General features: G+C 72.1%; 12 protein-coding genes. 4 read left to right on the plus strand and 8 right to left on the minus strand.

The window, feature by feature from the left end; genetic code table 11:
* Nucleotides 1-197: 197 nt before the first annotated feature.
* From I59_RS01050 to I59_RS01060, 3 genes are all read right to left on the minus strand, one after another.
* Nucleotides 198-1,559, minus strand: a complete 1,362-nt coding sequence (locus I59_RS01050) for a PhoH family protein (protein ID WP_022902290.1) — start codon at nt 1,557-1,559, stop codon at nt 198-200.
* 390 nt (nt 1,560-1,949) lie between these two features.
* Nucleotides 1,950-3,059 (minus strand): aminotransferase class V-fold PLP-dependent enzyme, encoded by a 1,110-nt coding sequence (locus I59_RS01055; protein ID WP_022902291.1) that lies wholly within the window; start codon nt 3,057-3,059, stop codon nt 1,950-1,952.
* A 146-nt stretch (nt 3,060-3,205) separates the two neighbouring features.
* A complete protein-coding gene (locus I59_RS01060; protein ID WP_031272331.1) occupies nt 3,206-3,991 on the minus strand; it encodes an isoprenyl transferase in 786 nt (261 codons plus the stop codon).
* 87 nt (nt 3,992-4,078) lie between these two features.
* Between I59_RS01060 and I59_RS01065 the strand changes: the two genes are divergently transcribed.
* Nucleotides 4,079-4,786, plus strand: a complete 708-nt coding sequence (locus I59_RS01065) for a hemolysin III family protein (protein WP_022902293.1) — start codon at nt 4,079-4,081, stop codon at nt 4,784-4,786.
* Nucleotides 4,787-4,833: 47 nt separating this feature from the next.
* On the opposite strand, the gene I59_RS01070 is transcribed toward I59_RS01065, so the two are convergent.
* Nucleotides 4,834-5,136 carry a hypothetical protein gene (locus I59_RS01070; RefSeq protein WP_022902294.1) on the minus strand — a complete coding sequence of 101 codons (303 nt, stop codon included), beginning with the start codon at nt 5,134-5,136 and terminating at the stop codon, nt 4,834-4,836.
* Complete coding sequence (mca, locus tag I59_RS01075; RefSeq protein WP_022902295.1) at nt 5,133-6,017, minus strand: mycothiol conjugate amidase Mca; 885 nt, start codon at nt 6,015-6,017, stop codon at nt 5,133-5,135. The genes I59_RS01070 and mca overlap by 4 nt, the downstream gene beginning before the upstream one ends.
* Between mca and I59_RS21195 the strand changes: the two genes are divergently transcribed.
* Nucleotides 5,991-6,560, plus strand: a complete 570-nt coding sequence (locus I59_RS21195; RefSeq protein ID WP_187289770.1) for a DUF4307 domain-containing protein — start codon at nt 5,991-5,993, stop codon at nt 6,558-6,560. The two genes, mca and I59_RS21195, sit on opposite strands and share 27 nt — an antisense overlap.
* 67 nt (nt 6,561-6,627) lie before the next feature.
* Nucleotides 6,628-7,116 carry a transcription elongation factor GreA gene (gene greA / locus I59_RS01085; protein WP_022902296.1) on the plus strand — a complete coding sequence of 163 codons (489 nt, stop codon included), beginning with the start codon at nt 6,628-6,630 and terminating at the stop codon, nt 7,114-7,116.
* 118 nt (nt 7,117-7,234) lie between these two features.
* Here the strand turns inward: greA and I59_RS01090 are convergent, their stop codons facing one another.
* From I59_RS01090 to I59_RS01100, 3 genes are all read right to left on the minus strand, one after another.
* Entirely contained in the window at nt 7,235-7,726 is a 492-nt protein-coding gene (locus I59_RS01090; RefSeq protein ID WP_022902297.1) for a hypothetical protein, read from the minus strand.
* A gap of 159 nt (nt 7,727-7,885) precedes the next feature.
* Complete coding sequence (ilvA, locus tag I59_RS01095) at nt 7,886-9,145, minus strand: threonine ammonia-lyase (protein WP_022902298.1); 1,260 nt, start codon at nt 9,143-9,145, stop codon at nt 7,886-7,888.
* A gap of 187 nt (nt 9,146-9,332) precedes the next feature.
* Nucleotides 9,333-10,574, minus strand: a complete 1,242-nt coding sequence (locus I59_RS01100) for an AI-2E family transporter (protein ID WP_022902299.1) — start codon at nt 10,572-10,574, stop codon at nt 9,333-9,335.
* Nucleotides 10,575-10,668: 94 nt separating this feature from the next.
* Between I59_RS01100 and I59_RS01105 the strand changes: the two genes are divergently transcribed.
* Nucleotides 10,669-11,037 (plus strand): DNA glycosylase AlkZ-like family protein (locus I59_RS01105; RefSeq protein ID WP_031272336.1); only part of this gene is annotated, 369 nt, incomplete at its 3' end.

The raw sequence follows: 11,037 nt of genomic DNA on the forward strand, positions 1-11,037 counted from the left end.
AACAATCCCGTCCGTCGCGCGGTGGCGATCTTCCGGCGCGGGTCGCCGCCGCACAACCGAAGTCACCCCGAACCGCGCGATCACGCAGTTCGAGGTGACTTCGGTTGTGCCGAGCGCAGCCGGCCGCCGCCCAGCGGCGCGGCCGCCCAGCGGCGCGGCCGCCCGCCGCGCAGCCGCCCGCCGCCCGCCGCGCTGCGCTACACGAGGTCCGGCGAGTCGAGCATCTCCGTCACGAGCGCCGCGATCGCCGACCGCTCCGAGCGCGTCAGCGTCACGTGCGCGAACAGCGGGTGCCCCTTGAGCCGCTCGATCACCGAGGCGATCCCGTCGTGCCGCCCGACCCGCAGGTTGTCCCGCTGCGCCACGTCGTGCGTGAGGACGACCCGCGAGTTCTGCCCGATGCGCGAGAGCATGGTGAGCAGGACGTTCCGCTCGAGCGACTGCGCCTCGTCGACGATCACGAACGCATCGTGGAGGGAGCGACCGCGGATGTGGGTGAGCGGGAGCACCTCGAGCATCCCCCGCTCGACGACCTCGTCGAGCACGTTGTCGGACACCACCGAGCCGAGGGTGTCGTACACCGCCTGCGCCCACGGGTTCATCTTCTCGGCCGCGTCGCCCGGCAGGTAGCCCAGCTCCTGCCCGCCGACCGCGTAGAGCGGGCGGAAGACCATGATCTTCTTGTGCTGCTGCCGTTCGAGGACCGCCTCGAGGCCGGCGCAGAGCGCGAGGGCCGACTTGCCGGTGCCGGCCGCACCACCGAGCGACACGATGCCGATCTCCGGGTCGAGCAGTGCGTCGATCGCGAGCCGCTGCTCGGCGGACCGTCCGCGGAGCCCGAAGACCTCGCGGTCCCCGCGCACCAGCGCCACCGAGCCGGCGGTGTGCACCCTCCCCAGGCCCGACCCGCGCTCGGAGTGGATGACCACCCCGGTGTTGACCGGCACGTCGGCGAGTGCTGCCGAGCGGATCTCCTCGTGCTCGTAGAGGTCGGCCATCTGCTCGCCGGACACCTGCAGGTCGGTGAGGCCCGTGTAGCCGCTGTCGACCGCGAGTTCGGCGCGGTACTCCTCGGCAGCCATGCCGATCGAGGACGCCTTGACGCGCAGTGGGAGGTCCTTCGACACGACGACCACGTCGAGCCCGTCGTTCGCGAGGTTCATCGCGACCGCGAGGATCCGCGAGTCGTTGTCGCCGAGCTGCAGCCCGGACGGGAGGACCGCCTGGTTGGAGTGGTTCAGCTCGACCCGGAGGGAGCCGCCGTCGCCGATCGCGATCGGGAAGTCGAGGCGTTCGTGCTCGACCCGCAGGTCGTCGAGGATCCGGAGCGCCTGTCGTGCGAAGTACCCGATCTCCGGGTCGTTCCGCTTCGACTCCAGCTCGCTGACGACGACCACGGGCAGGACGACCGCGTGCTCGGCGAAGCGGAACAGCGCCCGCGGATCGCTGAGGAGAACCGAGGTGTCGAGCACGTACGTGCGCTGGGCGACCGGTGTGGACGAGTCCGCGGTGTGCTGCTGCTGTGTTCCGCGAGAGACGTTCTGAGAGGTCACGACCACTCCATCCCCGGGCCGCGAAGGACCCGGTCCTTGTCCTCGACGCGGCCTCTGGAGCGGGTCTCGAAGCACCTGCTGCGGCCGCTTCGATCGGGCGCGGTGCCCGATGCGGTCAACCTACGACTGCCGTCGGCGGCGCGGAATCGCGACACGCGGCCTGTCCGGTTACGGTCGCGTGAACGCAGCCTGAGCGTCGCGCGTCGCGCGTCGCGCCCGACGCGTGTGGCACCGGCCTGGAGGCACGGTGCGGGCCCGCCCCGCGCCTCCTGTCCGGCGGTGCGGGGCCGAGCCGCGTGCCTGCGGGGCCGAGTCTCGTGGTGGGCGACAGTTCTCGTGCCCCGGAGCGCGAGAACCGTCGCCCAGCGCGAGTCTCGGGCAGGCGCGCGGCGCGGCCTACGGCATCGTCGCGTAGGACAGGCAGGCGTCGCGGAACATGTCGAGCGTCTCGTCGGTCGTCGACGCGAACGGCGACACCCGGGCGGTCCCGGACCGCGTCGTCACGGTGACACCGTGGTTGTGCATCGCCGCCGACAGTGCGGTCAGCCGACCCTGCGGCGGCCGCAGCACCACGATGCCGGCACGCTCGCGGGGGTCGCGGCTGGACTCCACGACCAGGCCGAACTCGTCCGCGATGTCGAAGACCCGCTCGACCCGGTCCGAGACGCGCTCTTGCACGGCCCGGACGCCGACGGACGCGAGCCGCTCGAGCGACACCGCCAACCGGGCCTGCGCGACCGGGTCGATCCGCGTCGACCGGAACCCGGCGGCGCCCGGGCGCACCGACGGCACCTCGTCCGGCCAGCCGGTGGTCCCCGCGGGGCCGGACAGCGCCGGGCGGAGGCGGTTCAGCGCCCGGTCGCTGAACGCCACGAAGCCGGTGCCCCAGCCGGCGTGCAGCCACTTCTGCCCGCCCGTGGCGACGACGTCCGCGACCTCGTACGGGGCGTCCACGACGCCGAAGCCCTGGATAGCGTCGACGATGAGCAGGCGGTCGCCGATGACCTCGCGGATGCCGGCGAGGTCGACGAGGTAGCCGGTGCGCCAGTCCACGAGCGAGACCGCGACCGCCGTGACGTCGTCGGTGAGGCGTTCGGCGATCAGCGTGGGCGTGGTCCACCCGGCGCCGGACTCGATCACCACGGGCTGGACGCGGCCGCCGGTCGACGACGCCGCCGAGGCGAGGGCGAGCGGCATCGACGGGTAGTCGTCCGCGGACACGAGCACCCCACCGGTCAGCCCGAACGCGGTGTGCACGAGCCCCGGGGTGGTGGCGGTCTGCGAGACGACCTGGTCGTCGCGACGTCCGACGAGCCGGGCGGCCACGGTGCGCACACGGGCGTCCTGCTCGTCGAGCGTCTCCATCGCGCCGAAGCGCATGTGCTCCTGGATCGTCCCGAGCACCCGCTGCTCCTCGAGCACGGCGGTCTGGACGGGGCCGAACGCGGCGTGGTCGAGGTAGCCGGGCTCCTCGGCGAAGCCCGCGGCGTACTCGTCGGTGTTCACAGGTGCAACCTTCCGTGGAACGAAAAACCCTGTGAGTCTACTGGGACGGTCGCGAGGGGACCGAACCCGATCCGTTGCGCGCAACGAGGCCGGCGCCGCGCGCAGCGGCGGACACGGCTGCCCTGCTACGGACCGGCGCCGGACGATCAGCCGCCGAACCGCCGCGACCGCAGACCGAAGTCGCGCACGGCGCGGAGGAAGTCGACCTCGCGGAGGTCCGGGTAGAACGCCTCCACGAAGTAGAACTCGCTGTGCGCGCTCTGCCAGAGCATGAAGTCCGAGAGCCGTTGCTCGCCCGAGGTCCGGATGACGAGGTCCGGGTCGGGCTGCCCCTGCGTGTAGAGGTGGTCGCCGATGAGCTCGGGCGTGAGGACCTCGGCCAGGGTGTCGAGCGTCCCGCCGCCCTCGCCGTGGGCCCGCACGATGCTGCGCATGGCGTCGGCGATCTCCCGACGTCCTCCGTACCCGACGGCGAGGTTCACGTGCAGCCCGGTGTGGTCAGCGGTGCGCTGCTCGGCGGCCGCCAGCGCGTCCACGAGCGACGCGGGGAGCCCCTCGTTCGACCCGACGTGCTGCACCCGCCAGTCCCGGTGGTCGGCGAGCACCCCGGCGAGCTCGGCGATGATCCCGACGAGTTCGTCGAGTTCCTGTCCGCCGCGGCCGGTGAGGTTGTCGGAGGAGAGCAGGTAGAGCGTCACGACCTCGATGCCGAGCTCGTCGCACCAGTCGAGGAACTCGGGGATCTTCGCGGCGCCGGCCCGGTGTCCGTGGGCCGCGGTCTCGAGGCCGAGCTGCTTCGCCCACCGACGGTTGCCGTCGACGATCATGGCGACGTGCTTCGGCATCGACGCACCGTCGATCTGCTTCCGGATGCGACGCTGGTAGGCGCGGTAGAGGATGCCCCGTCCCGTCGGTCCCACCCTGCTCGCCACGGGACGACTGTAGTGCACCACGCCTGCGGACCCGCAGGACGCGAGCGTGTTCGGCGGACGTTCGGACTGGGGCCCTACTGTCGCCCCATGCAGGCCACGAACGACACCGGGACCCTCCCGCACGTCCCCTTCACCGAAGAGGCGTCGACCGCGACCGAACCTCCCCGCCCTGCCTGGCGCGGCTGGATCCACCTCGGCACGTTCCCGTTCGCGATCGCGATGGGCGTCGTGCTCGTGTGCCTGGCGGCCTCACCGGCGGCGAAGGCCGGCAGCGCGGTGTTCATGGCGAGCTCGCTGCTCATGTTCGGCGTCTCGGCGACGTACCACCGGTTCCCGTGGGGGCCGACGGTGAAGAAGATCCTCAAGCGGATCGACCACACGAACATCCTGCTGCTCATCGCGGGCACCTACACGCCCATCGCGATCTGCGCCCTGCCGCACACGCTCATGGTCGTGGTGCTCTGGGTGATGTGGTCGGGTGCCGCGCTCGGTATCGCGTTCCGCGTCCTCTGGATCGGAGCACCGCGGTGGCTCTACGTGCCGATCTACCTCGTGCTGGGGTGCGCGGCGCTCGGCCTGCTCCCCCAGTTCTTCGCGGCGAGCATCCCGATGACCGTCCTCATCCTGTCGGGCGGTGTGGCGTACATCCTCGGCGCGCTGGTCTACGCCTTCAAGCGCCCGAACCCGTCGCCGACGATCTTCGGGTTCCACGAGGTCTTCCACGCCTTCACGGTCGTCGCGTTCGCGACGCAGTGGGTGGGCGTGCTCATCGTGGCGCTCGACCCGGTGCGCTGAGCGCGGGACCGCTGAGCGGGCCGCGCCCGGCCGCACGTCGGTCGCGGCTACCCGCGTTCCGTGTCGTCGCCGACGTCCGCGCGGCCGTCCTCGGCGGCACGCCGCTCCGGCTCGTCGGTCGCGGCGCCTTCCGCACCCGCCTCGGCCTCGAGCCGCTCCCGGATCTCCGCCCGGTAGCGCGTCCGACGGATGCGCCGCGTCATGTCGATGACGAGCAGGATCGTCACGACCGCGACGACCGCGATCGCGATGAAGCCGGCGACGCCCGGGGTGACGTCGACGTCCGGGACGGTCGAGGTCGGGCTCGGGCTGGGGGTGGCGGCGGCGAGTGCCGCCCAGGTGGTGCTCACGCGGTGGTGTCCTCGTCTGCCGGGATCCCCGCGAAGAGGTCGGACTCCGGCGTCGACGTCGGCACGCGGGCCTCGACGAGCTGGTAGTCCTCGGTCGGCCACACCGTCGCGAGGAGGTCGTTCGGCCAGGAGAAGAAGAAACTGTCCGGCGGCACCTGGCTCGCGTGCGCGTGGAGCGCGGCGTCACGGGCCTCGAAGTGGCCCCGGACGTCGACGTGCGTCGTCGCGAGGTCCGGCCGGTCGGCGAACCGCTCGACCCACTCGCGGAGCTGCTCGACGCCGGGGCTGTCCGGGTCGCGCTCGACCATCGCCTCGTAGATCGCGGTGAAGCGGCGCGGGTTCAGCGTGCGCTCGTAGTAGAGCTTCGCGATCGACCACGGCTCCCCCGCCTCGGGGTACTTCGTCGGGTCGGCGGCGTCGCGCCAGGCCTGCACGGAGACCTCGTGCGTGCGGATGTGGTCGGGGTGCGGGTAGCCGCCGTTCTCGTCGTACGTGACGAGCACGTGCGGCCGGAAACGCCGGACGACGCGGACGAGTGCCTCGGTGGAGAACTCGAGCGGCACCGTGGAGAAGGTGCCGGCACGGACGGTCTCGCCCTCCTCGGGCAGACCCGAGTCGTGGTAGCCGAGCCAGACGTGGTCGATCCCGAGTGCCTGCTGCGCCGCGGCCATCTCGGTCCGGCGGTACCCGGCCATGTCGCGGTGCGCCCGCGTGGTCGCCGGCTCGCCGAGCTGGTCGTTGAGGATGTCGCCGGCCTCGCCGCCCGTGCAGGACACGACGAGGACCTGGTTGCCCTCGGCCACGTACTTCGCCGCGGTCGCCGCGCCCTTGCTCGACTCGTCGTCGGGATGGGCGTGGACGGCGAGCAGACGGTACGGCACGGGAGGTTCCTCGCGGTCGGAGCGGGCGCGGACGCGGGCGGCGCACAGCCAGGCGTGAACTACCCTGGAGATCAGGATAATCACCCCGGGAGCCCCGAACTGTCCGATCAGCAGCACCCCGCCACGCCGGCACCCGCCGCGGCCACCGCGACCGCGGCGCTCGACGACCGGTACGGCCGCACGCCGTCACGGACACGACGGGGTCGGTTGCTGGCGATCCTCGCCGCGGTCGCGATCGTCGTGACCTTCGGTGTCTGGGTCGTGTGGGCGGGGCCGGGGCAGACCGACCACGGGCTGGACACCGACGACATCGGGTACCAGGTGCTCTCCGACCACGCCACCGTCGTGCGCAGCCAGGTGTCCGTCGACCCCGGCACCCGGGCGGAGTGCGCCGTGCAGGTGCTCGACAAGTCGTACACGATCGTCGGGTGGAAGGTCATCGACCTCCCCGCCGTGGAGCAGCGCTCGCGCACCGTGTCGACCGAGGTCCGGACGACGACGCGCGGCGTGACCGGCTTGATCCACGACTGCTGGGTTCCCTAGACTGCTGTGATCCGCAGAGCGAGACCGGCCACACCGGCCGGTCTCGCTCTTTGTCGAAGGGATCACGATGAGCAACGACACCCAGGGCACCTGGTTGACCCAGGAGGCACACGACCGCCTCCAGGCGGAGCTCGAGCAGCTGTCCGGTCCGGCCCGGAAGGAGATCGCGGACCGCATCGAGGCGGCGCGTGAAGAGGGCGACCTCAAGGAGAACGGCGGCTACCACGCCGCGAAGGACGAGCAGGGCAAGATCGAGGCCCGCATCCGCCAGCTGACGGAGCTCCTCAAGCACGCCACGGTGGGCGAGGCCGACTTCGACGGCACCGCCGAGCCCGGCACGGTCGTCACGGCCGTGATCGCCGGCGACGAGTCGACGTTCCTCGTCGGCAACCGCGAGATCGTCGGCGAGGGCTCGGACCTCACGGTCTACAGCCCGGTCAGCCCGGTCGGTGCCGCCATCCTCGGGCTGCGCGCCGGTGAGAAGACGAGCTACACCGCCCCGAACGGCAAGGAGATCGCCGTCGAGGTCACGAAGGTCGAGCGCTACGAGCCGTAGGCGCTCGTCACACCGACCCCGCGGACGTGTCGCGCGGGTCGAACCACGAAACCGACGTCGAACCGGGCCAGCGCCCAGGTCCCACGTCGGTTTCGTGGTTCCACGGCGCCGGTCGAGTTCAGCGCGCGACGACATCCCGGTGCGCCAGCGCGCGGCGGCACGGGAAGCACACCAGGTCGCCGACCGCGACGTCCGCCGGGAGCACCGCGTCCACGCCCGCGGTGCCGGTCGGGTTCGTGGTCACCGTGACGGCCGCGGAGGCCGCCACCGACGGGCGACCGATCAGCCGGGCCTCGGTCAGCACCGCGCAGTCGGGCAGCACGGCGTCGAGCTCGACGAGGAGCACGCCCCACGGGCGTCGGACGCGCGTCACGGCAGCGACGGTCACGCACACCGTTCGCGGCTGCCAGTCGCGTGGGCGGTACCGCGGCGGGGCCTCCTCGGCGGTGTGCACGCAGGGCGTCCCCGCGACGGCCGCGAGCCGCTGCATCGACACCGCCCGCACGGTCACGTCGTCGACCGTCGCGGCGGTGGCTGCGGGCCACACGGTCGGGTCGAGCGGATCGGGAAGCGAAGCGCGGAGCGTGGGGAGGATCGACGTGAGGGTCATGACGGCAGCCTCACGCGCCTCCCGGCCGGCGTCGCCGTCGCGAACGGAACCCTGACGGAGCGGACCCGGACCCGTGCGGTCTGCTGACGGAGCGGTCGGCTGACGCGACGTCACCTGACGCCGCGGGCGTGCCCTCGCCGCGGGCGCGCCCCCGGTGCCTCAGCGCGCGATCATCTCGGGTCGGAAGCCGGCCTCCTGCAGGCGACCGAGGACCTCCTGCGCGTGCTCGGGACCCCGGGCCTCGATCGAGAGGTCGAGCGCGACCTCGTTGATGACGAGCCCCTGACCGTGTCGGGTGTGGAGCACCTCGACCACGTTCGCGCCCGCGTCGGAGATGACCTGCGCCACCCGCGCGAGCTGCCCCGGACGGTCCGGGAGCATGATCCGGATGCCGATGTACCGCGACGCCGCGACGAGACCGCGGGTGATGAGGCGCTCCATCATGAGCGGGTCGATGTTGCCGCCGCTCAGGAGCACCACGGTCTTGCCCGTGTCGCGCACCGAGCCGGCCATGATCGCCGCGACACCCACCGCGCCGGCCGCCTCGACGACGAGCTTCGCGCGCTCGAGCAGCACCAGGAGCGCGCGGGCGACGTCGTCCTCGGTCACCGTGACGACCTCGTCGACGAGGTCACGGATGATCGGGAAGTTCATGTCGCCCGGGCGCGCGACCGCGATGCCGTCGGCGATGGTCGGGGTGGTCTGGACGGTGACCGGTTCCCCGGCCGCGAGCGACGTCGGGTAGGCGGCGGCGTTCGCGGCCTGCACCCCGATCACGCGGATGTGGCGTCCCTGCCGCTCGGCGATGCCCTTGACCGCGAGGGCGATCCCGGCGATGACGCCGCCGCCGCCGATCGGCACGACCACCGTGTCGGCGTCCGGCACCTGGTCGAGGATCTCGAGGCCGAGCGTGCCCTGGCCGGCGATCACCGCGGGGTGGTCGAACGGCGGGATGAAGACGGCACCCGTCCGGTGCGCGAAGTCCTTGGCGGCACTCAGGGCCTCCTCGACGGAGTGCCCGCGGAGGACGACGTCCGCGCCGTAGTGCCGCGTGGCCTGGAGCTTGGGCAGGGCGACGCCGACGGGCGTGAAGATCGTCGCCGGGATCCCGAGTTCCCGGGCGGCGAGGGCGACACCCTGCGCGTGGTTGCCCGCACTCGCGGCCACGACCCCCTTGGCGCGCTGCTCCGGGGTGAGCGCGGCGAGGCGGTTGTACGCGCCGCGGACCTTGTACGCGCCGGTGCGCTGCAGGTTCTCGCACTTGAGGTGCACGGGTGAGCCGAGGAGCTCCGCGAGGTACTGGGACGACTCCATCGGGGTCACGCGGGCGACGCCGGCGATGGTCGCGCGAGCGGCCTCGATGTCCGCGAGCGTGGGGGTCGCTGCGGTCGGGAGCTGGGGCGCGGTGGTGTCGGTCACGTGCCCATCATCGTCGCTCGCGGTCGTCGCCGCGAACTCGTGACGCGTGCGCGGCGACTCGTGACGCGTGCGCGGCGACTCGTGACGTGTGCGCGGCGACTCGTGACGCGTGCGCGGCGACTCGTGACCCGTCCGGGGCCGGGGCGCGCCACGGGCACGGCCACGCGCCGCCCCGCAGCGTGCGGACTCAGCCGGCGGTGCCCTTCGACGCGGTCGGCTGCTGGTCGCTGCCGGGCTCGGGGACGTCGTCACGGTGCCGCTTCCGCCACTTCCGCCGACGCTTCTCCTCCTTGTTCGCCGCGTGGCCGCGCTGCTGCGCCTCGAGCACGTGGTCGGAGTCGAGCCCGCGCCACCGCCCGCTCGCGATGGTCGTCACCATGGAGTTCAGGGTGGCGATGAGCGGGACGGCGAAGAACGCGCCGGCGATGCCCGCGAGCCCCGAGGCCGCGGTGACGCCGAGGACGACCGCCAGGGGGTGCACCTTGACTGCGTTGCCCATCACGAGCGGCTGCAGGATGTGGCCCTCGATCTGCTGCACGGCGAGGACGACACCGAGCATGATGAGCGCCGCACCCCAGCCGTTGAACAGCAGCGCGACGATGACGGCGAGGATGCCGGTCACGATCGCACCCACGACGGGGATGAACGCGCCGAGGAAGACGAACACGGCGATCGGCACGACGAGCGGCAGCTGCAGGGCGGCCGCGCCGATGCCGATGCCGACCGCGTCGACGAACGCGACGAAGATCTGCACCTTGACGAAGCTCGTCAGGGTCGTCCACCCCGCGACGCCGGCACCGTCGATCGCCGGGCGGGCCTTGCGCGGGAAGATCCGGACGACCCAGCGCCAGACGTTCTTGCCGTCGATGAGCAGGAAGATCACCGTGAAGATGACGACGAAGAGCCCGGTCAGGACGTGGGTCAGCGACGAGCCGACGCTCGCGGCGCCGGAGAGGATCGACCCGGAGTTGTCCTGGAGCCAGTTCGTCGCCTGGTTCAGCGAGTTGTTGAAGTCCTTCTCGCTGATGTCGAGCCCGGAGTTCTGGAGCAGTTGCTGCACGGAGTCGTACTGCTGCAGCGCCCGGTCGCGCAGCGAGGGCCACGCGGCCGCGATCTGGTCGACGACGAGCCAGATCAGCCCGCCCACGGCGGCGAGCCCACCGACGAGGCTGACGAGCACCGCGATCCACTTCGGCACGTGGTGCCGCTGCAACCAGTTCGACAGCGGCACGAGCAACGACGCCACCACGATGCCGATGAGGAAGGGGATGAGCACCTCGCTGAACAGCATGACGAGGTAGATGAACACCGCCACCACGCCGAGCACGACGAGCACGCGCCACGACCACGCCCCCGCGATCCGCATGCCTGTGGGCACCGAGTCCTCGACGACGGGATCGGGATGAGTCTTCTTGCTGCCCCAGGCCATGCCCGCCACTGTAGCGATGTGCAACCTGACAGGTTCCGGATCAGGCATACGGGCCCCGGGAAGGCGTGTCGGAGGGGATCGGTAGCGTCGGGGCATGGTCAGGACCACGCTCTCCGCCGCCGAGGCTCGACGGGTCGCGCTCGCCGCGCAGGGCTTCGGCTCGGCGCCGGCGCCGGCGGTGTCGACGCGGGCGCTGAACAGCGGGTTCGCCCGGCTCGGCCTGCTCCAGATCGACAGCGTGAACGTCTTCGAGCGCAGCCACTACCTCCCGCTCTTCGCCCGGCTCGGCGCCTACGACCGGGCCACGCTCGACCGGCTCACCACAGCCAGACGCGGCCCGTACCTGGAGTACTGGGCGCACGAGGCCGCCTTCATCCCGCGCGACGACCTCCCGCTCTTCCGGTGGCGCATGGACGCGTTCCGCGAGCGTGACGCCCGACCGAACCGCGTCGAGCAGTCGCCC

The organism is Curtobacterium sp. B8, from assembly GCF_000333315.1.
Taxonomy (GTDB): domain Bacteria; phylum Actinomycetota; class Actinomycetes; order Actinomycetales; family Microbacteriaceae; genus Curtobacterium; species Curtobacterium luteum.